This is a genomic window from Vibrio navarrensis, assembly GCF_015767675.1.
In the GTDB taxonomy this organism is placed as follows: Bacteria; Pseudomonadota; Gammaproteobacteria; order Enterobacterales; family Vibrionaceae; genus Vibrio.
On sequence record NZ_CP065217.1, the window covers coordinates 3,056,083 to 3,074,780 of the forward strand.

The following is an 18,698-nucleotide window of genomic DNA, read 5'->3' on the forward strand; positions in this document are numbered from 1 at the left end:
AGGGAAGCACTCTTGTTAAGTGCTCGGTATGAAAAGCCAGAGTTGGCTTAGTGGATAAGGATTGATGTGCTTAGGGGGTTATTCAGCTTTGGTTTCAGAGTCCACGATAGACAGAAGTTCATCACGACGTTGCTCGTAGTCAGGCGCTAGAACGTGGAGAAACACCGATTTTTCCGACTGGATGATAAGACCAAGCCCCCTGCAAACTCCGCACATAAAACCCGCGTTGTTCGCTGACTGTCCTGAAAACACACACTTCATCACAGAGCTCTTGAACGACTTATCACCCTGCACATCCAGAACAGCGGTGATATCTTTAAGCGGGATCCATTCCTTGCTGTGTAGACCGCCACCTTCATTGCCCGACATGCGGATATAGAGCTCGGTTTCCTCGTCATGTAAGGCGATTTCATAGAACACATGGTTCTCTGTTTTCGGTGATAGCTTTTTAGCTTTGCCCTCGCGCACGATATTAGTGAAATGGTCTACTGGTTGATCGTCAGTGACCGTGACTTGTTCATTGCCTTCTACGATTTCAGGTTGAACCGTTTCTTGTTGTTGGTTTGATTTACGTGCCATAGGACACCTCCTTTAAGATGGAACTATTCAGGTTTAATTTGGTTTTAAGATTCAGCTTGGTCAGCTAACTTAGCGACAGGGAACGTTGGACTGTTGATTGGAGCGCAGCAGTACACACCAGCGCCTTCCATGGTTACGATGGCAACCGCTAGCAACCAAGGACAATCATCGTCGTTTAACAACAGCACCCATTCTGGGTAATTAGTAACAAAGCGAAGGAAGTGCAGATCTTCCTCAGATTGTTCACTCAAGGCTTCGTCGGTATCGGACTCCTCAATCAAGTACAAGGTCGTACCGACTTCATCCCAGAATGCTTTGGTGTTTTCTTCATCACCGAATGGCTCTATCAGGTGTTCGAGTAGTTTTGCTTTCACACCATCAGGCATTGGTAGTGATTGAATGTCTTCAAACTTGTTTACTGTTTTCATCGTGAATTTCCTTCTAATAATGAAAAAGCCCCTGTTTAGCTCATCGCTAAACAGGGGCTTTTCTAATATGTATTGCGTTATTCGGACCAATTAAACTTGTAGTTCAACGGCGGTAGCTCGTAATGTTGTCGTACATACTCATTGAGCAGTTTACCTTCCAATGTATATGCATCTTCCTTCGTGTTGCATGATTTCCAGCACACATAGAGAGTATCGATGGGAAATACATCCTCAAAGTTAAAATTACGATATCGCCATCCAGCCATATGACCTTCTTGTCTAGTTCCGGTAGCGCAACTTATAAAAGCACGAACTCGAAAGTTTAATCTCTCACTTTCACCGATATCCAGAATCCCATGCTCATCAACACCAACGGCTCGACTGAGCTCTTTCTCCGCAGCAATGATGTACACTCCCGGTCCCTTGGGTATCGAATTTATGTCAACAATGGACAGTAATTCCCAGTCAGTCCAATCGGACCAATCATCGTATTTCATTTACATCTCTCTGTAATTCATTGGCATTATCTCTCGAATCCCAATGTATCTCCGGCTTCGCAGTCACCATATCCGACAATCGTGAACCAATTTCGCGCCTACGTCCAACTGTCAGCTTCGAATAGCGTCTTGTTGATGACAGGTCAGCATGATTGAGCTGCTTGGCTATGTCGTGTAACGAAACACCTTGTGATGCCAGAAGACTACCAACAGTATGCCTTGCACTGTGCAGGGTTAGATTCGCTTTATCTCCGGGTATGTCGGGCAGTCCCATCTTGGCTTTGATAGCCTTGAAAGCATGCCTAGGTTGTCCTACTGGTTTACCCTTTTTGCGTCCAGGAAAGAGATACGGATTATTCGCCACATGAGGCACTGACCTCAAAATATCAAGCATGTAATCACTCAGATAAATAACGTGGCTACTACCGTTTTTCGTATGAGGGATAGTGAGCGATTTCTCTTCCCAATTCACATCGGATTTCAAGCGTAAACGCAGTTCTTTATCCCTCGCGCCAGTCAGAAACAGCAGAACTAAGTACGCACCAATGCTCTTATCCTCATGGTTCAGAGCGTGACCTATGAACTCCTTTAGCTGTGATTCGGATAAGTAGCCAGTGCGAACGTTATCTTCTTTTAACAAGCTCACTTTGTCCGCGATAAGTGGCGCATCCATCAACTTGTATGCCTGACGATTAATAGTTTTCAATAAGGCCAAAACGCGATTTATCGAAGCGGGAGCATACGGAGTTCCTTTAATAGTCACAGTATTCTGCATCTCCATTTGGACTTTGATGATATCGGCGGCGGTTAGGTCATGAATCGATATGTGATGGATAGACTTTGCTAAACGAAATCGCGCTGCGTCGTCCTTCCAACTGCGTTTCTGTTTAGCCAGTGGCAGGTAAACTTCATCAAAAAACCGAGCTAGGGTCATTGTCTTCTCGGTAGTCTGATTGTCACGCTCAAGCTTTGGATCAATACCTTCAATAATTTGCTGGCGATACTCTTTGGCTGTCTTGCGTAATGTGGCGAGGTCAGTTTCAGGGTGCTTACCAAGACCAATGCTTGCCTTTTTACTTGTTACCGGACTGGTATAACGCAGCAGGAAGCGTTTCCCGCCAGATTTACCCACTAAGCAGCGAACACCAGTAGGTAAACCAGAATCCTTCATAGCGGACAGATTGACTTCGTAATCGGTGGATTTTGCAGTTGAGGGGTTGGGTTTAAGATTATTGAGGAAAGTAGTAGTGAGTCGTTGTAATTTGCTCATTCAAACCTCCATTAACTAGATATTCGATTAGTTAATATTTGTTTGAATGGGTGTTTATTACGGTTAAATAAAAGCTGAACAACACGAGAATAGTATCATCCAGCTTATCTTTTATCGACTAATCAATCACTAGATTTCGTTGACAGCTCTTGAGGTATGACAGGTGAAGTTTGTCCTTCTACCTTTGTTAAATTAGGTGTCACATCATTGATTTTTGATTCTGTTTTTTCAGGTATATTTTGGGAACTTGTATTACCAATATCAGGCACCTTCTCACCCATACAAAAAATCAACACTGTTAAAATAAGTAAAACTCCACCGATCCCTAAATAAAAAATCTTTGCTTTCGTTGTACTTCTGACATTTTTAAATCCCAGGATACTGACAGCGCTTTCTTCACCAATCTTTCCCGTTAGATTAATATTAGGTAATTGAGTCTTTATTTGTTTCTCCATCTCAATCCCTTTGAGCACAGCCCCTTTTAGAAGGGGGTGATACCAATAAACATCTACTAAAAAAACCAGCATCCAAACAATAAAAGAACCAAGGGCAAGAAAGGTGGCAACAGGAATATTATATCCAACCACTTCAGCTTCATATTGGGATTTTAAGCTTACACCAATTGCACTGATAAAAGCAGAAACGATTAATAATCCAAAGTTTCTAACCTTCATTTCAAGGTCGTTAAAGTGTTGTTGAACATCAACTATTTTCTTCCATACTTCCACATTTAGTTTCAAATACTCTAGATCAATGTCTTTTTCATCACTCATGAATCAGCACCTTTAAACATTTGAAAATTAAATATCTCTAATAACTCTGAGAAACTATCTACCGTATAAGTTGGTGGGATATGATGATAATTCTCTTTAATTCTCTTTTCTCGTTCTACATCTTCATCAGTCCAATGAGTAACAGCCCTCAACAACTCATAACCTTCGGCATTATTTTCAAAATGAGTAGTACCATATCTAGCAAATACATCTGTAACACATGCCTGTTGCGCCATCTCAATGTCTTTCATTTCACTATCACCGATGTAAACACAATCTTCTACATCAGCCCCAAGGTCATTTATAATATCTAGTAACAACTTCGGGTTAGGCTTCGTCTCTCCTTCGGGAGTGTGTTTTGGCTTGGTTAGCGAAAAACTGAACTTTGTCCCTGAGCCTAGTTCCTCAGGAAGTTCGTGGTCTGGCGGAGAGAACAAGTAATCAATGTAGTTATCCAAACCCAGTTTCTTCAGTCGATATGAAGTGTAGTATGACTTAGACTCTGTATACGCAATAACTAGGACACCAATATTTTTTAAAGTTTTAAGAGTATCTTCCACTGTAGGATATAAACAGAGGTGTTTTCTTCGTTCTGACCTAAATGCATGAATAGCTTCATCTAGCGCTTCATTGATCCCATCTTCAGAACCATACATAGCAAGTAAAGACGGTAAATTTTGAAGTAAGAAGGCATACTCGGCAGTGCCGTGTTCTTGGTGAATTTTCTTCACTTCAGGAAGGATCACGTCACTACTTAATCCTGTAATCTCGTACACCTTATCAAACATCGCCGAGTTACTAGCATACCAAATGCTAAACCAGTCAAATAAAGTGTTATCTAAATCGGTAATGAGTACAGTTTTTTTCATTTAACTACTCTAATCTAAGTCGTGTGAATCAATTCTCCCGACAGGTTAACACTAGAGAGCTACCATTCAAAGGTAAGCCACTATCATCCACGACTGAATTAGATAAGTAACACCAAATGCCATACTTCCAAAACACTCAAAATGATAGTTGAGTTGATATCCCCAACGCCCTTACCACACACACCGCAAAACCTCTCATTGCAAATCGACTTTCTACAATCCATCAAAACGATCAATAACCACATAGCAGCCAAACCAGAAGCGCATAGCACCGTAAAGTCACCATGGTACGACCATGGTTCTTCCAGACCGCAACCCTTGGCAATACTAGCTTGCGAGTTAGCAGTCACCGGAGTTTGTTGGATTTACTAGGATTCTCTTGCGCACAGATTCGTCATGTGATGAACCATGAATGGACCATGGGAGATTTTTCAAGGCGGATAAAGTGAGTCTATTAGGGCGAGAAAAGGGGCGATAGCAGAAAAGGAAAACTGAGGTAAGCTTTTGATTAGCCTAGAAACAACAAAGCCCCGACTGTCGTCGAGGCTTTGTCATATGAATCATGGTACCGATGGGCGGACTTGAACCGCCACTCCCGAAGGAAACGGATTTTGAATCCGTCGTGTATACCAATTTCACCACACCGGCATCTTTAGGCTATTGCCTTTCGATGCTTGGCATTATACGTAAGCTTTTCGGTTGTGCAAGAGCAAAAGATTGAAATAATTACCGTTTGCCTAGATTTTCGCCACAAATGAACACAGTGTGCGTTAGCTCTCTTTTATTCCAATGGCGAGAACTATATCCTGACGCCCGATTTTAACGGTAAGTGATGCATTTATGACTATAACAACATTGCCACCTGCTGGCCTGTTCCGCCGGCTTGCGGCGCTTTTTTATGATGCCCTGATTATTATTGCCCTAGAGATGATTGCTGCTGGCGTAGTGATGGCAGTGCTCTTCGCTTTAAATGGGATGGGAATACTAAGCTATGGGGAATATCTCGATGCCGCGGATCTGCTCAGCAGACATCCGATATTTAGCCCAATGTTTACCTTCTACTTAGCGGCGGTGTGGGTCTATTTCTTTGTCTTTTTCTGGACCCGAGCAGGGCAGACGTTGGGTATGCGCGCTTGGAAGATTCAGGTAAGAAATCAAGACGGGACGATGATCAGCACCACTCAAGCCTTGATTCGTATCGCCACTTCCGCCTTTGGCCTTGCCAACCTCGCTGTGCCTTTTGACCCTCAGAAACGAGGGTTCCATGATATTTGGGCAAAAACCCAAGTCGTAGTGTTGCCTGTGGCAAAATAAGTAATGGAAGGCCGAAGCCTTCCATTTTTTTATAATTTCCGATTGAGCAGCATCACCGCGATAGTTAAAAAGACGATACTGGGCGCAATGGCACCAAATACAGGGGAAATGCCGTAGACCAAGCTGAGCGGACCGAAAAATTCGCTGGAGATATAAAATGCGAATCCGGCAATTACACCAGACAGTACCCTCGCCCCCATAGTCACACTTCGCAGCGGGCCAAAAATAAACGACAGCGCCATCAGCATCATCACGCCAATAGAGATAGGTTGAGTGATCTTACGCCAAAACGCTAATTCATAGCGAGAAGCATCTTGCTCTGACGCTTTCAAGTAAGTGACGTAGTGATACAATCCACTGATGGAAAGCTCTTCAGGTTTGACGGTGACCACGGCCAGTTTGTCTGGAGCCAAGGACGTTTCCCAATCCATCTGCTCTAGTGACTGCTTAGTAATCACCTTCTCATCTTGCATATTGGTGATTTGCACGTAGCGCATCAGCCAACGATTGTCTTGTAAGTAGTCGACTTCTTCAGCAAACACCACTGCTTGCAGCTTTTTGTCAGCATCAAAGCGCCACATGTTCAACCCGTACAACTTATCGTCATCCACTTTGCCGATAAAGATGAAATCATTGGCATCTTTGGCCCAAACCCCACTGCGCACCGAGACAATGCTGCCGCCAGAAAGGGCAAAAGCGCGTAAGTCTCGCGCTAACTTCTGCGCTTCAGGAGCGCCCCACTGGCCTAAAGTCATCACAACCAACATCAGTGGAATCGCTGTTTTCAGCACTGAGAGGCCGATGTCCAACTTAGAAAATCCCGCCGCTTGCATCACCACTAACTCTGAGCTAGATGCCAACATGCCTAGGCCAATCAGCGCCCCAAGTAATGCGGCCATGGGGAAAAACATTTCGATATCGCGTGGAATGCTCAAAACAACAAAGTAGAGCGCGTGCAACAGATCGTAAGCTCCTTTGCCGACTTTACGTAGTTGTTCCACATATTTGATGATGCCGGAGAGGCCGACAAAGGTGACCAGAACCAAAGAGGTGGTGGCAACGATGGTTCTACCAATATAAAGGTCTAGAATTTTGAACACGAGTTACGCCAACCTTTTCTTCTTAAAATTGTCTTTCATGCGTCGCACCGGAACACTGTCCATCAGATTGACCAAGATCGCCACCAACAGCAGCATGCCATTAATTGGCCACATACCAACCGATGTTGGAATGTCCCCTTCTTCTAATGCCGATTTGGTGGCACTGATCGCTAAGAAGTAAGCGAGGTAGATCAAGATAGCAGGCCCCATCTTGGCAAATCGGCCTTGACGTGGATTGACCGCAGAGAGAGGAATCACCAGCATGGTCAGCAGTGGAATACAGACAAACAGTGAGAATCGCCATTGCAGTTCAGCTTGCGCTTCACGATCGGGGTGACCAATTAAGTCCAGCGTTGGCGTTGCGTCCCAATCTCGACCCCGATACTTCACCGCTCGCTGACCGATCAGCCCGTCATACTGGGCAAATTCGGTGATCATATATTCAACGCGTGTCGGAATGCCCTCATAGCGTGTCCCCTCTTTCATTGAGATGATCTGCCTGCCGTCAGACAACTCTTTCACCTCGCCAGAGCTGGCAAACATCACACTAGGAAGAATTGAGTCTCGGGGTAATAACTGTGCGACAAACACATTAGACAGCTGCTTGTCTTTAATATCGTCAATGAAAACCACCGAAGAACGGTCAGGTGTGAACTGAAATTGTCCTTTTTTCAGTAAATCGACGCTGTTCTCGGCCGCCACTTGCTCAGTCAGTTGCTCTACTTTATCCATCGACCAAGGAGAAAGCCAAAGCGCGTTGAAAGCCGCCAAGCCAGAGGTCATCACAGCGAGATAGAGGGCCGCTTGGATGAGAAATTTATTGCCGATGCCAGTAGCATTCATGACGACAATTTCACTTTCGGCGTAGAGGCGACCAAAAGTAATCAAAATACCGATATACAAGCTCAATGGCAGCATCAAAAGCCCCATTGAAGGCATATTCAATGCAACCACTGAAACAATCAGACTAGTAGGGATATCACCATCCGACGCATCGGCCAGTACGCTAATGAACTGTTGGCTGAGAAACACCAAAAAAAGTACGAAAAAGATCGCAAATTGGCTCTTGAGTGTCTCGCGGATCAAATATCTAACAATAATCACGCTGAAATTACCTATACAAAACTTGTTTTTTTGGTCGAATCACTATAGTTTCCCGTTGAACCTTTTATTTTTTTAAAAAACTGACTAAATGTTAATCTGAGCTTTAACAGAGTAGACCGAGAATAGAATTCAACAAGTAAGCGGTCATTATCTAACATTTAGAACTATTTGTCTTCAGGATGTAGGAGTACGCATGGAGTTCAGTGTAAAAAGTGGCAGTCCAGAGAAACAACGTAGCGCATGCATCGTTGTTGGTGTGTTTGAACCACGTCGCCTTTCTCCAGTAGCCGAACAACTCGATAAAATCAGTGACGGTTATATTAGTTCATTGCTTCGCCGTGGTGATCTCGAAGGTAAACCAGGCCAGATGCTACTGCTGCATCAAGTACCGGGTGTGCTTTCTGAACGTGTTCTTTTAGTCGGTTGCGGCAAAGAACGCGAACTGGGCGAACGTCAGTACAAAGAGATCATTCAAAAAACCATTAACACGCTCAACGAAACAGGTTCTATGGAGGCCGTATGCTTCTTAACTGAACTGCACGTGAAAGGACGTGACACGTATTGGAAAGTACGCCAAGCCGTTGAAGCAACGAAAGATGGTTTGTACACCTTTGATCAGTTTAAGAGCGTAAAACCTGAAACTCGTCGCCCACTGCGCAAATTGGTATTCAACGTACCGACTCGTCGTGAACTGAACATGGGTGAGCGCGCTATTACTCACGGCCTTGCGATTGCTTCTGGCGTGAAAGCGTGTAAAGACCTCGGCAACATGCCACCGAATATCGCCAATCCAGCCTATTTGGCCTCTCAAGCTCGCCGCCTAGCGGACGACTACGACACCATTTCTACCAAGATCATTGGCGAGCAAGAGATGGAAAAGTTGGGCATGACCTCTTACTTGGCGGTTGGCCGTGGTTCGAAAAACGAATCCATGATGTCGGTCATTGAGTACAAGGGTAACCCAGATCCAGACGCTAAACCGATTGTACTGGTCGGTAAAGGCCTCACATTTGACTCAGGCGGTATTTCGCTCAAACCCGGCGAAGGCATGGATGAGATGAAGTACGACATGTGTGGTGCGGCTTCGGTTTTCGGCACGATGAAAGCGGTGGCAAAACTCAAACTGCCACTCAACGTGATTGGCGTGCTAGCAGGTTGTGAAAACATGCCGGGCAGCAACGCATACCGCCCAGGTGACATCTTAACCACCATGTCAGGTCAAACGGTCGAAGTGTTGAATACCGACGCGGAAGGCCGCTTGGTGCTGTGTGATGCGCTCACCTACGTTGAACGTTTCGAACCAGATTGTGTGGTCGACGTAGCGACGCTAACGGGTGCGTGTGTGATTGCCCTTGGCCACCACATTACTGGTGTGCTTGCGAACCACAACCCATTGGCACACGAGCTGGTGAATGCCTCTGAGCAAGCAAGCGATCGCGCATGGCGTCTACCGATGGCAGATGAATACCATGAGCAACTTAAGAGTCCATTTGCGGATATGGCCAATATCGGTGGCCGTCCTGGCGGCACCATTACTGCGGCCTGTTTCTTGTCTAAATTCACCAAGAAATACAACTGGGCTCACTTGGATATCGCGGGTACGGCGTGGCGCTCTGGCGCAGCCAAAGGCTCAACGGGCCGTCCGGTCTCAATGCTGGTCCAATTCCTATTGAACCGCAGCGGCCACCACGAAATTGAAGAGTAATACTCTCAACAACAAAAAGGGCCTCAAGGCCCTTTTTTAATCGTTCAACCTAAGGTTAAACGACGATGCAAAGAGCCACGTTTTACATTATTCAGCCACAAAGCCCTCAAGCGAGTGACCTCGGATTCGCCCACTACGTGGTGTTTCTCGCTCATCATTTTGCTAAGCAAGGGGCCAAAGTGTATCTCAACTGCAACAGCAAAACTCACGCCGAGCAGATGGCGGAGTTTTTTTGGCAAGTCGAACCCGAACAGTTTGTCGCGCACAATTTGGTCGGAGAAGGACCGAAATACGCCACCAACATTGAGATCGGCCATTCTGCTGTGCGCCCTTGTTGGAATCGGCAGTTGGTCATAAACTTGGCGGAAAATGAGACAACCTTTGCGAACCAGTTTGCTGAGGTGGTAGACTTCGTCCCTTGCGAAGAAAAAGCTAAACAGCTCGCGAGAGAAAGGTATAAAATCTACCGCCAAGCTGGTTATCACTTGCAAACCATCGAAATTGAACACAACTAACCGTCAATCCTTATAGTTAAGCTCTCTCTTTAGAGAGTTCACTTATAGAGATTGACTCAGATTCAACCATCAACGTATCCATTTAAAGAGCGCTATGGAAAAGACATACAACCCAACTTCAATCGAACAAGCTCTGTATCAGACTTGGGAAGAGCAAGGCTACTTTAAGCCACACGGTGACACGACGAAAGCGTCATACAGCATCATGATCCCGCCGCCGAACGTCACAGGTAGCCTACACATGGGCCACGCGTTCCAAGACACCATCATGGATACGCTGATCCGTTGTGAACGTATGAAGGGCAAAAATACCCTTTGGCAAGTCGGTACCGACCACGCAGGTATCGCCACTCAGATGGTGGTTGAGCGTAAGATCGCTGCAGAAGAAGGCAAAACTAAGCACGATTACGGTCGTGACGCTTTCATCGACAAAATCTGGGAATGGAAAGGCCAATCAGGCGGCACCATTACTCAGCAGCTTCGTCGCCTTGGCGCGTCAGTCGACTGGGATCGTGAGCGCTTCACCATGGATGAAGGCCTGTCGAATGCGGTTCAAGAAGTGTTCGTGCGTCTATACGAAGATGACCTCATCTACCGCGGTAAGCGCTTAGTTAACTGGGATCCTAAACTGCACACCGCGATCTCAGATCTCGAAGTTGAGAACAAAGAGACTAAGGGCCACATGTGGCACTTCCGCTACCCGCTAGCCGATGGCGTAAAAACCGCAGATGGTAAAGACTACATCGTTGTCGCCACCACACGTCCAGAAACCATGCTCGGCGATACTGGTGTGGCGGTGAACCCAGAAGATCCTCGTTACAAAGATCTGATTGGTAAAGAGATCATCCTGCCTATCGTTGATCGTCGTATCCCAATCGTAGGCGATGAACACGCCGACATGGAAAAAGGTACAGGCTGTGTGAAAATCACCCCAGCGCACGACTTTAACGACTGTGAAGTGGGTAAACGTCATCAACTGCCGATGATCAACATCTTCACTTTCGATGCCAACATCCGCGACGCTGCAGAAGTGTTCACCACCAACGGTGAGCCAAGTGATGTGTACTCCACCGAGATTCCAGCCAAATACCAAGGTATGGAGCGTTTCGCGGCGCGTAAAGCGATCGTGGCGGAATTCGACGAGCTTGGCCTTTTGGAAGAGATCAAAGATCACGACTTGACAGTGCCATACGGCGACCGTGGTGGCGTGGTGATCGAACCTATGCTGACTGACCAATGGTACGTGCGCACTGCACCGCTGGCAAAAACCGCGGTTGAAGCGGTTGAAAACGGTGACATTCAATTCGTACCTAAGCAATACGAAAACATGTACTTCTCTTGGATGCGTGACGTTCAAGATTGGTGTATCTCTCGTCAGCTGTGGTGGGGTCACCGCATTCCTGCTTGGTACGACAACCAAGGCAATGTTTACGTAGGTCGCAGCGAAGAAGAAGTTCGTCAAAAGCACAACCTAGAGTCGGTGATTGAACTACACCAAGACGAAGACGTACTGGATACCTGGTTCTCTTCTGCCCTATGGACGTTCGGCACGCAAGGTTGGCCAGAGCAAACGGACGATCTGAAAGTCTTCCACCCTTCAGATGTACTGGTGACGGGTTTCGACATCATCTTCTTCTGGGTTGCGCGCATGATCATGATGACCATGCACTTCGTCAAAGACGAAAACGGTAAGCCACAAGTGCCATTCAAAACCGTTTACGTTACCGGCCTAATCCGTGATGAAAACGGCGACAAGATGTCGAAATCGAAAGGTAACGTGCTTGACCCGATCGACATGATCGACGGTATTGATCTTGAGTCTCTGGTTGAGAAGCGCACTGGCAACATGATGCAGCCTCAGCTAGCAGCGAAGATCGAGAAGAACACACGTAAGACATTTGAAAACGGCATTGAAGCCTACGGTACAGACGCACTGCGCTTTACGCTTGCTGCAATGGCATCCACAGGTCGTGATATCAACTGGGATATGAAGCGTCTGGAAGGTTACCGTAACTTCTGTAACAAGCTATGGAACGCCAGCCGTTACGTGATGATGAACACCGAAGAGCAAGATTGTGGCTTTGGCGGTGGTGAGATCGAATATTCACTGGCGGACAAATGGATCGAATCTCAGTTTGAACTGGCAGCGAAAGCGTTCAACAACCATATCGACAACTTCCGTCTCGATATGGCAGCCAACACCCTGTACGAATTCATCTGGAACCAATTCTGTGACTGGTACTTAGAGCTAACCAAACCCGTTCTATGGAAAGGGACTGAAGCACAGCAACGTGGTACGCGTCGTACGCTAATCACAGTGCTGGAGAAGACGCTACGTCTGGCTCACCCTGTGATTCCTTACATCACCGAAACCATCTGGCAAAGCATCAAGCCACTGGTTGACGGTGTGGAAGGCGAGACCATTATGCTGCAAGCTCTGCCTCAATACGATGAAGCGAACTTCAACCAAGCAGCGCTCGATGACATCGAGTGGGTGAAAGCCTTCATCACCAGCATCCGTAACCTACGTGCTGAGTATGACATCAACCCAGGTAAGCCTCTGTCTGTAATGCTAAAAGCGGCGACAGAAGAAGATGCTGCGCGCGTTGAAGCGAACAAGCAGGTACTGATTTCTCTGGCGAAGCTGGAGTCAGTACGCGTGCTCGCAGCCGGTGAAGCAACACCTGCGTGCGCGACAGCACTGGTCGGTAAATCTGAGCTGATGATCCCAATGGCGGGCATCATCGATAAAGATGCCGAGCTTGCTCGTTTGGATAAAGAAGTAGCGAAAACACAAGGCGAAATCAAACGCATCGAAGGTAAGCTGGGCAACGAAGGCTTCGTGGCAAAAGCACCTGAAGCGGTTATCGCCAAAGAGCGTGAAAAGCTGGAAGGTTACAAAGAGACACTCGTCAAGCTAGAAGAGCAGAAGACAACGATCGCGGCACTTTAATCGCTAAAAGTTAGAAGTTAAGGATCAAAGGGTTGATGTGAAAGCATCAACCCTTTTTGCATTTTATGGCTCGAACGCGTTAGAAGATATCGCTTTCTCATTCCATCCCAATCAATAGTTTTTATCTATCAAACTAATCTTAACTGCCCATTAGAATTAATGATAACAATTCTCAATAATAGACTTATCGAAACAACGCAACGATGAGTCATTATCATGAAAAAGACACTAACTTTTGCAGCACTTCATTTTACGGTCGCTTTCACTGTCGCCTACATGTTAACTGGTGACATCCTCATCGGCAGCTTGATCGCCATGATTGAGCCCTCAGTGAACACCGTGGCATTTTACTTTCATGAGAAAACATGGGCGCAAGCACCCGCATTAAAAGCGCGTCAGTGGATGACCAAACTCAAAACCGCCAGCTTTGCGACCGTCCATTTCAGCGTGGCGTTTTCCGTAGCCTACCTGTTGACTGGTGACCTTTTGGTCGGTGGCATCATGGCGATGATTGAACCTTCGATCAATACAGTAGTGTACTACTTTCATGAAAAGGTCTGGTTACGCCACAGTGCAAGCAAACAAACGCGCGATTCACACCGTTTTTGTTTGCACCCAACGGCATAGCCACTCTATAGTTTTGGCCATCGTGAACTGAAATATGAATGGTCTTATGTCAAAAGAGATGGAATTTGTCTTACGCCCTATCACGGTTGAGGATAATTCCTCAATTGCCCAAGTTATTCGCCAAGTCTCGGCCGAATATGGCTTAACCACCGATAAAGGCTACAGCGTTGCCGATCCGACACTGAACGATTTGTACAGTGTCTACAAGCAACCACGCGCTGCGTATTGGGTGGTGGAACATCAAGGCGAAGTGGTCGGGGGCGGTGGCTTCTCGCCGCTCAGCGGCGCTGAAGATATTTGTGAACTACAAAAAATGTATTTTTTACCCATTTGCCGCGGCCAAGGGCTGGCCAAGCAAATCATCGCCTTGTGTAAAGCGTTGGCGAAAAACATGGGCTATCAACAATGCTATCTTGAAAGCACCGCCAACTTGAAAGAAGCGCTGGCACTGTATGAAAAAGTCGGCTTTCGCCATCTCGATGCGCCACTGGGCAACACCGGACATGACGCCTGTGAAGTGGTGATGATCACTGATCTATAATTCACCACACCCAATGGGTGACACAGAGATCTTGGCTAAGCGCCACTGAGAACTCTTGGCGTTGCCCATCGAGTTCCACCGTCAGTGAGTAAAGATCTCGCGGATCGGGATCGTTGAGATCGGCATAGCGCGGCGCCTCGATATGAAACAGCGCGCATTCGTGTGCCGCTCTCACATCAATCGGGATCTGATACGTCATACCGTTGAACTTCACCGCCGCCGAGACTAAGCCGGGCGCAAAAGTTTGATAATAAAGGTCAACCTTAAACTCACAGCCACCGCCGTGATGCCAGATCTGCTCGGTGGTGATGTGATCGAGTCGCACATGACGGATAAATTGCAGATACGGCACTTGCCAGATGCCGATACGCTCATCGCTTTTTTGATAGCCATTGGCCGTCAGTACGCACACACCCGGCTCATCTTCGTCAAACAGTAAGGATTCTTCTTCCTCAAGAAAAAGGATCTCGAAACGATTTCGCCCCAGTTGCAGGTAAGGTCGGATATCTTTGCGATAGACAAGTTGACTTTGGTCGCAATCAAACACCGCTACCCCATTGAGGCGCACCTCAGCATGATAATCAACCCCACCGAGTACCAGCTCAACCGCAGGAAAGACCAGCATCGCCTCGTCAACCTCAATGTCATGCATCAAATGCCACTCTTGCTGGGCAATTTCCTGCTCTGAGAGATCGTCAGGCAAAATTTGGCTCAGCGGAGCGGGAAAAGTAATGTCATCTTGAGCGATGGAGATATCGGTAAGAGGAGAAAGTTGCCAAAGGCCGCTAAGCGAGAGTTGCATAATAATATTGAGCCAGATCAAATTTGCGCCATTATACGCACATTCGTATCGCAGAGGCGAGACATCGCGGCGTAGATTAATGACCACATAATCAAATCGTTTGGTGGCGAGCAAAGCAGGCAATAAAAAAGCTGGCGTTTGCCAGCTTTCAAATCAAGCGATTAATCTTCGTAATCGTCGTCTTCGTCATCATCAGGGTAAAGCGCGTCTTCGCCTTCGTAGTACGTGCCCCAACCGTCATAAATAATGTCATATTTTTCAGCTAGATGAACCAGTTTCTCAACTTGGGCGTCAATCGCTTCGGCATCAAGGGCAGATTGCATGGTCGCATCACAGCAAAGCAAGATCCTACCATCTTCATCTTCGGTCTCTTCCGCTTCCAAAACCTCAAAACCCATCTTAAAGGCTTCAACCACCGCTTTTTCCAGCGTCTCAAAGTCTTCGGCAAACAGATGGTGCTCAATTTCATACAGAGCATCAGGATCGCTGCCATCCTCGAGTAGGGCAGCAATAATATCGCGAGTATCTTCCTTTTGAATCTCGATTAATTCTTCAACTGACAGATATTCATCTTCGTGAGACATGGTTTAGCTCCGGAATCGTAACTCTAACTTGGTTCATCGTTAATGCGGTGAAATATGGCATGGATCGAGCGGAAAAGCCACCGACAAACTCTTTTCCCCTTTATCTTTCTCTGCTGCGGCGAGCAAAAGTCACAAGCACGCCAACTTTGCTACACTAAATTAACAAATTTACCTTTTCAGTAAGATTCAGAAGATCCTACGTGAGCAAAAACGGACGGCTAATAAATATAATTGCCTAAAATTTGCCGCTTCATTCACGATTAAATTCTGTCAAAAAGTAAGATTACGACTAATGGAGCGGCAATAAGTGCATATTATTGAATGCTTATTCAATCATTTCCTGAGATTGTTCAGCCAGGGAGCGCTAAGAGACGCGCATAAAAACGCATATTTAGCCCTCTACAAGGATGAACACCAGACTGAGCCATAACTCCAATATTGAAACAAATAATGGCATAAACAACCATTATAAAGACAAAATGCAGAATTTAAACAAAGCAAAGTGATTTGCATCTTATAGATAAGGTTGTCATAAATAGCGGCAGGATAAATTGTAAGGATGCAAAATGAGTAAGCTGTATGTCGGTTCCGAGGTCGGTCAACTGCGACGAGTGTTGCTAAACCGCCCAGAACGAGCCCTAACCCATCTCACCCCCTCCAACTGCCACGAGTTACTGTTTGATGATGTGTTAGCAGTTGAGGCGGCGGGCCAAGAACACGATGCGTTTGCCAACACACTGCGCAGCCAAGGGGTTGAAGTGTTACTGCTGCACGATCTCTTGGTTCAAACCCTAGCCGTGCCGCAAGCCAAACATTGGCTGCTGAATGTGCAAATTTCGGATTTTCGCTACGGGCCGATTTTCGCCCGCGATCTGCGCCACTATCTCTCTGATATGGACGATGAGCATCTGGCAACCATTCTACTCGGCGGATTAGCCTACTCTGAACTGCCGATCAAATCCGCGTCTATGCTACCGAGAATGAAGCGCCCGCTGGATTTCGTCATTGAGCCGCTACCCAACCATCTCTTCACCCGCGACACCTCGTGTTGGGTATATAGAGGCGTGTCACTCAACCCAATGATGAAAGCGGCGCGCCAACGCGAAACCAACCATTTACGCGCGATTTACCAATGGCACCCGACGTTTGCAGGGCAAGATTTCATCAAATACTTCGGTGATGAAGACCTGCACTACGACAACGCCAATATCGAAGGAGGCGATGTGCTAGTGATCGGCAAAGGCGCGGTGTTAATTGGTATGTCTGAGCGCACTACGCCACAAGGGGTAGAAAACCTCGCGGCGAGCCTGTTTAAGTCCGGCCAAGCAAAAGAGGTGATCGCCATCGACCTGCCGAAACACCGCTCTTGCATGCATTTAGACACCGTCATGACGCACATGGATGTCGATACCTTTTCGGTCTATCCAGAAATCATGCGCAAAGATCTCGATACTTGGCGCCTCACACCGCAAGGAAACGGTGAAATGCGCGTCGAGGCATCGCATAACTATCTGCATGCTATCGAAACGGCTCTTGGTTTGGATCAGCTCAACATCATCACCACAGGTGGCGACAACTACGAAGCCGAGCGCGAGCAGTGGAATGATGCCAATAACGTGCTGACCGTCAAACCGGGCGTGGTGATTGGCTACGAGCGCAACGTCTACACCAATGAAAAGTATGACAAGGCAGGGATTGAGGTTTTAACCATTCCCGGCAATGAACTGGGACGCGGACGTGGCGGCGCACGCTGCATGAGCTGCCCGATTGAACGCGATGACATTTAATCTCGCTAACTCCTAGCCTTTTCAACAAAAACCGATGTTTACGCATCGGTTTTTCCTTACGCAAATAAAAATATTTATTCACAAATATAGCATTTATATGTTTTACTAGGGCCATAACTCTTCATAGAAAAAGGGCTGGCTCATGGCATTTAATCTTCGCAATCGCAATTTTCTCAAGCTGCTGGACTTCTCGCCGAAGGAAATTCAGTTTTTGCTGGACCTCTCCGCGCAGCTGAAAAAAGCCAAGTACGCCGGAACCGAGAAGAAAACCTTACAAGGCAAGAACATCGCGCTGATCTTCGAAAAAGCGTCGACCCGTACACGCTGCGCGTTTGAAGTGGCCGCTTTTGATCAAGGAGCACAGGTTTCTTACATCGGTCCATCCGGTTCGCAAATCGGCGACAAAGAGTCGATGAAAGATACCGCTCGGGTGCTCGGGCGAATGTACGATGGCATTCAGTATCGCGGCTTTGGCCAAGCGATTGTTGAAGAGCTTGGCGCGTACGCAGGCGTGCCAGTGTGGAACGGCCTGACCGACGAATTCCATCCCACGCAAATTCTTGCAGATTTCCTCACCATGCTAGAGCACGGCCAAGGTAAAGCGTTGCATCAAATCAAATTTGCCTATCTTGGCGATGCGCGCAACAACATGGGCAATTCGCTCATGGTTGGCGCGGCCAAGATGGGCATGGACATTCGTTTAGTCGCGCCGAGAGCCTTTTGGCCGGAAGAGGAGTTAGTGGCCCTTTGCCAAACCATTGCCAGCGAAAGCGGGGCAAAAATCACCTTGACCGAAAGCGTCGAAGAGGGCGTAGCCGGGTGTGATTTTCTCTACACCGATGTGTGGGTTTCAATGGGCGAAGCACCGGAAGCGTGGGATGAGCGCGTGGCGCTGATGAAGCCGTATCAAGTCAATATGGCGATGCTCAAGCAAACGGGCAATCCTGCGGTGAAATTTATGCACTGCTTACCCGCCTTCCATAACGATGAAACCGTCATCGGCAAACAAGTGGCCGAAAAATATGGGATGAAAGGGCTAGAAGTGACAGAAGAGGTGTTTGAATCAGACCACTCAATTGTCTTTGATGAAGCAGAAAATCGCATGCATACCATCAAAGCGGTGATGGTGGCAACGCTGGGCAGTTAACCGAAACACAAGTGAGTTAATCGATTACATTGGCGCGTAAAAGCTTGATGTAATCGCTTGCGCTCACGCGCTTGATGCGTATAATACCCGGCAATTTGTCCGA

18 protein-coding genes and 1 tRNA gene are annotated in these 18,698 nt (G+C 47.0%); 8 read left to right on the top strand and 11 right to left on the bottom strand.

Translation table 11 applies throughout. The features are described from left to right. Positions 1 to 78: 78 nt before the first annotated feature. The 7 genes from I3X05_RS14410 to I3X05_RS14440 form a co-directional block, all read right to left on the bottom strand. Positions 79 to 579, bottom strand: a complete 501-nt coding sequence (locus I3X05_RS14410; RefSeq protein WP_337970822.1) for a hypothetical protein — start codon at positions 577 to 579, stop codon at positions 79 to 81. A 44-nt stretch (positions 580 to 623) separates the two neighbouring features. Further along, positions 624 to 1,007, bottom strand: a complete 384-nt coding sequence (locus I3X05_RS14415; protein WP_337970823.1) for a hypothetical protein — start codon at positions 1,005 to 1,007, stop codon at positions 624 to 626. A 77-nt stretch (positions 1,008 to 1,084) separates the two neighbouring features. After that, on the bottom strand, positions 1,085 to 1,504 hold the full coding sequence (locus I3X05_RS14420) for a hypothetical protein (protein ID WP_222815333.1): 420 nt from the start codon (positions 1,502 to 1,504) through the stop codon (positions 1,085 to 1,087). After that, on the bottom strand, positions 1,491 to 2,774 hold the full coding sequence (locus I3X05_RS14425; protein WP_337970824.1) for a tyrosine-type recombinase/integrase: 1,284 nt from the start codon (positions 2,772 to 2,774) through the stop codon (positions 1,491 to 1,493). Before I3X05_RS14425 ends, I3X05_RS14420 begins: the two co-directional genes overlap by 14 nt. A gap of 122 nt (positions 2,775 to 2,896) precedes the next feature. Then, positions 2,897 to 3,547 carry a hypothetical protein gene (locus I3X05_RS14430; protein WP_238854248.1) on the bottom strand — a complete coding sequence of 217 codons (651 nt, stop codon included), beginning with the start codon at positions 3,545 to 3,547 and terminating at the stop codon, positions 2,897 to 2,899. After that, positions 3,544 to 4,416 carry an HAD family hydrolase gene (locus I3X05_RS14435; protein ID WP_337970825.1) on the bottom strand — a complete coding sequence of 291 codons (873 nt, stop codon included), beginning with the start codon at positions 4,414 to 4,416 and terminating at the stop codon, positions 3,544 to 3,546. Before I3X05_RS14435 ends, I3X05_RS14430 begins: the two co-directional genes overlap by 4 nt. Positions 4,417 to 4,979: 563 nt before the next feature. After that, positions 4,980 to 5,064: transfer RNA gene (locus I3X05_RS14440), tRNA-Leu, on the bottom strand. A 192-nt stretch (positions 5,065 to 5,256) separates the two neighbouring features. Between I3X05_RS14440 and I3X05_RS14445 the strand changes: the two genes are divergently transcribed. After that, positions 5,257 to 5,730 (top strand): RDD family protein, encoded by a 474-nt coding sequence (locus I3X05_RS14445; RefSeq protein WP_193157733.1) that lies wholly within the window; start codon positions 5,257 to 5,259, stop codon positions 5,728 to 5,730. Between the two features lie 29 nt (positions 5,731 to 5,759). On the opposite strand, the gene lptG is transcribed toward I3X05_RS14445, so the two are convergent. Together lptG and lptF are read right to left on the bottom strand one after the other, a co-directional pair. Continuing rightward, a complete protein-coding gene (gene lptG, locus I3X05_RS14450) occupies positions 5,760 to 6,830 on the bottom strand; it encodes an LPS export ABC transporter permease LptG (RefSeq protein WP_045571661.1) in 1,071 nt (356 codons plus the stop codon). 3 nt (positions 6,831 to 6,833) lie between these two features. Beyond that, positions 6,834 to 7,934 (bottom strand): LPS export ABC transporter permease LptF, encoded by a 1,101-nt coding sequence (gene lptF / locus I3X05_RS14455; protein WP_045571662.1) that lies wholly within the window; start codon positions 7,932 to 7,934, stop codon positions 6,834 to 6,836. A gap of 193 nt (positions 7,935 to 8,127) precedes the next feature. On the opposite strand from lptF, the gene pepA reads away from it, so the two are divergent. The 5 genes from pepA to I3X05_RS14480 all read left to right on the top strand — a co-directional run bounded on the left by pepA (position 8,128) and on the right by I3X05_RS14480 (position 14,275). Next, on the top strand, positions 8,128 to 9,639 hold the full coding sequence (pepA, locus tag I3X05_RS14460) for a leucyl aminopeptidase (protein ID WP_039430544.1): 1,512 nt from the start codon (positions 8,128 to 8,130) through the stop codon (positions 9,637 to 9,639). A 65-nt stretch (positions 9,640 to 9,704) separates the two neighbouring features. Next, positions 9,705 to 10,154, top strand: a complete 450-nt coding sequence (locus I3X05_RS14465) for a DNA polymerase III subunit chi (RefSeq protein WP_045571663.1) — start codon at positions 9,705 to 9,707, stop codon at positions 10,152 to 10,154. Positions 10,155 to 10,248: 94 nt separating this feature from the next. Beyond that, positions 10,249 to 13,107, top strand: coding sequence for a valine--tRNA ligase (locus tag I3X05_RS14470; RefSeq protein ID WP_337970826.1), 2,859 nt, complete (start codon positions 10,249 to 10,251; stop codon positions 13,105 to 13,107). Positions 13,108 to 13,323: 216 nt separating this feature from the next. Beyond that, entirely contained in the window at positions 13,324 to 13,734 is a 411-nt protein-coding gene (locus I3X05_RS14475; RefSeq protein WP_045571665.1) for a DUF2061 domain-containing protein, read from the top strand. A gap of 34 nt (positions 13,735 to 13,768) precedes the next feature. Further along, positions 13,769 to 14,275, top strand: coding sequence for a GNAT family N-acetyltransferase (locus I3X05_RS14480; protein ID WP_337970827.1), 507 nt, complete (start codon positions 13,769 to 13,771; stop codon positions 14,273 to 14,275). A 1-nt stretch (position 14,276) separates the two neighbouring features. Here the strand turns inward: I3X05_RS14480 and I3X05_RS14485 are convergent, their stop codons facing one another. Both I3X05_RS14485 and rraB read right to left on the bottom strand, forming a co-directional pair. After that, positions 14,277 to 15,077 (bottom strand): glycosyl hydrolase 2 galactose-binding domain-containing protein, encoded by an 801-nt coding sequence (locus I3X05_RS14485; protein WP_337971198.1) that lies wholly within the window; start codon positions 15,075 to 15,077, stop codon positions 14,277 to 14,279. Between the two features lie 161 nt (positions 15,078 to 15,238). After that, entirely contained in the window at positions 15,239 to 15,661 is a 423-nt protein-coding gene (rraB, locus tag I3X05_RS14490; protein WP_045571667.1) for a ribonuclease E inhibitor RraB, read from the bottom strand. 566 nt (positions 15,662 to 16,227) lie between these two features. Here rraB and arcA point away from each other — a divergent pair. Further along, positions 16,228 to 17,448, top strand: a complete 1,221-nt coding sequence (gene arcA / locus I3X05_RS14495) for an arginine deiminase (protein ID WP_193157728.1) — start codon at positions 16,228 to 16,230, stop codon at positions 17,446 to 17,448. A gap of 142 nt (positions 17,449 to 17,590) precedes the next feature. After that, positions 17,591 to 18,595: an ornithine carbamoyltransferase gene (gene argF / locus I3X05_RS14500; protein ID WP_045571668.1), complete on the top strand. Its 1,005-nt coding sequence runs from the start codon at positions 17,591 to 17,593 to the stop codon at positions 18,593 to 18,595. Positions 18,596 to 18,698: the final 103 nt, after the last annotated feature.

Coding starts and splice junctions, on each gene's coding strand:
- I3X05_RS14410 (WP_337970822.1), bottom strand. CDS start 579: ATGGCACGTAAATCAAACCAACAACAAGAAACGGTTCAACCTGAAATC.
- I3X05_RS14415 (WP_337970823.1), bottom strand. CDS start 1,007: ATGAAAACAGTAAACAAGTTTGAAGACATTCAATCACTACCAATGCCT.
- I3X05_RS14420 (WP_222815333.1), bottom strand. CDS start 1,504: ATGAAATACGATGATTGGTCCGATTGGACTGACTGGGAATTACTGTCC.
- I3X05_RS14425 (WP_337970824.1), bottom strand. CDS start 2,774: ATGAGCAAATTACAACGACTCACTACTACTTTCCTCAATAATCTTAAA.
- I3X05_RS14430 (WP_238854248.1), bottom strand. CDS start 3,547: ATGAGTGATGAAAAAGACATTGATCTAGAGTATTTGAAACTAAATGTG.
- I3X05_RS14435 (WP_337970825.1), bottom strand. CDS start 4,416: ATGAAAAAAACTGTACTCATTACCGATTTAGATAACACTTTATTTGAC.
- I3X05_RS14445 (WP_193157733.1), top strand. CDS start 5,257: ATGACTATAACAACATTGCCACCTGCTGGCCTGTTCCGCCGGCTTGCG.
- pepA (WP_039430544.1), top strand. CDS start 8,128: ATGGAGTTCAGTGTAAAAAGTGGCAGTCCAGAGAAACAACGTAGCGCA.
- I3X05_RS14465 (WP_045571663.1), top strand. CDS start 9,705: ATGCAAAGAGCCACGTTTTACATTATTCAGCCACAAAGCCCTCAAGCG.
- I3X05_RS14470 (WP_337970826.1), top strand. CDS start 10,249: ATGGAAAAGACATACAACCCAACTTCAATCGAACAAGCTCTGTATCAG.
- I3X05_RS14475 (WP_045571665.1), top strand. CDS start 13,324: ATGAAAAAGACACTAACTTTTGCAGCACTTCATTTTACGGTCGCTTTC.
- I3X05_RS14480 (WP_337970827.1), top strand. CDS start 13,769: ATGAATGGTCTTATGTCAAAAGAGATGGAATTTGTCTTACGCCCTATC.
- I3X05_RS14485 (WP_337971198.1), bottom strand. CDS start 15,077: ATGCAACTCTCGCTTAGCGGCCTTTGGCAACTTTCTCCTCTTACCGAT.
- rraB (WP_045571667.1), bottom strand. CDS start 15,661: ATGTCTCACGAAGATGAATATCTGTCAGTTGAAGAATTAATCGAGATT.
- arcA (WP_193157728.1), top strand. CDS start 16,228: ATGAGTAAGCTGTATGTCGGTTCCGAGGTCGGTCAACTGCGACGAGTG.
- argF (WP_045571668.1), top strand. CDS start 17,591: ATGGCATTTAATCTTCGCAATCGCAATTTTCTCAAGCTGCTGGACTTC.